Genomic DNA, 1617 nt, shown 5'->3' with positions numbered 1-1617 from the left:
CGGCGGGCTGGGCGGCGGGGCGTGGGCCGGTCGGACGGGCGGGCGCCGCCGCCGGGGCGGGCGCCGGAGCCATGCCGGGGATGCCGCGACCGTTCATCGGCATCGTGATGGCGCGCGTGATCTCGGGCGTCGCCGGTTCGGGCAGCATGCCGAGGATGGGCGCGATGCGGGAGATCACCATGCCCGCCGCCGGCGCGGCCACCCAGCCGGCCGTGGCGAAGCCGTGGCTGCGGGCGTTCGGCTTCGGCTCGTCCACCATGACGTAGACGGCGTAGCGCGGCGCATACATCGGGAAGGCGCCGACGAAGGCGGCGATGCGCTTGTTCTCGAGGTAGCCGCCGCGCGGGCCGGTCTTCTGCGCCGTGCCGGTCTTGCCGCCGACGAAGTAGCCGGGCACCTCGGCCGAGCGGCCCGAGCCGTCCGTCACCACCAGGCGCATCAGCCGGCGCATCAGTTCCGAGGTGCGCTCGCTGATCACGCGCGTGCCTTCGCGCTGCGTGCCCGGCGGCTGCGCGAGGATCGTCGGCTGGCGCAGGATGCCGCCGTTGACGATGGTCGCGCCCGCGGTCGCGATGTGCAGCGGCGTGACCGAGATGCCGTGGCCGAAGCCGATCGTCATGGTGTTCAGCTCGCGCCAGGTGCGCTGCCCCGGCACCAGCGGCAGCGCCGTCTCCGGGATCTCGATGCGCAGGCGGGAGGTCATGCCCATGCGCTGGAGGAATTCCCGGTGGCGGTTCACGCCCACCGCCGCGGCCATGTGCGCCGAGGCGAGGTTGGACGAGTAGGCGAGGATCTCCGGCAGCGCGAGCCAGCGGTTCTTGCCGCGATAGTCGTTGATGGTGAAGCGCCCGACCCTGATGGGGCGGGAGGCGTCGTAGCCCTGCCAGGGCTGCACGGTGCCGTATTCCAGCGCCATCGAGGCGGTCAGCAGCTTGAAGGTCGATCCGGGCTCATAGACGCCGACGGTGACGCGGTTGAAGCGCTGGTCGGCGGTCGCGGCGCCGACGTCGTTGGCGTCGTAGTCGGGCAGGCTGACCATCGACAGGACTTCGCCCGTGTTGACGTCCATCACCACGCCGGCGCCGCCGATGCCGTTGAACTCGGTGATGGCGCGCTGCACGGAATCGCGCAGCGCGAGCTGAACGCGGATGTCGAGCGACAGGCGCAGTCGTTCCGAGGGATTGCCGCGCAGGCGTTCGTCGAAATAGCGCTCGACGCCGGCGATGCCCTGGGCGTCCACGTCCACGCCGCCGATGATGTGCGCGGCGGTGCGGCCCTGCGGGAAGTAGCGGCGCTCCGCTTCCTCGAAATAGAGGCCGGGGATGCCGAGCGCGTTGACGTGCGCCATCTCGCGCGGCGTGAGGGCGCGGGCGATGTAGGCGAACTGGCGCTCGCCCGTCATGCGGGCGATCAGGCGCTCCCGGTCGAGTTGCGGCAGCACGGTGCGCAGCCGGTCGGCGGCCTCGGTCGCGTTCTCGATCTGCCGGGGATTCGCGTAGAGCGCCGTCAGCGGCAGGGAGACGGCCAGGATCTCCCCGTTGCGGTCGGTCACGGTGGCGCGCGCGACGGGCGCCTCGGCGGGCGGCGCGGGCGGGCGGGACAGCGCGGCCGCGCGGC

General features: G+C 72.7%; 1 protein-coding gene. It reads right to left on the bottom strand.

Annotation, left to right across the window (positions count from 1 at the left end; genetic code table 11):
• On the bottom strand, nt 1-1617 hold a 1617-nt coding region (locus GXW76_RS25295), incomplete at both ends, for a peptidoglycan D,D-transpeptidase FtsI family protein (protein ID WP_211864903.1).

This window comes from Neoroseomonas soli (genome assembly GCF_018129065.1).
Taxonomy (GTDB): Bacteria; Pseudomonadota; Alphaproteobacteria; order Acetobacterales; family Acetobacteraceae; genus Neoroseomonas; species Neoroseomonas soli.
This window is presented reverse-complemented; position numbering and strand designations above follow the sequence as displayed.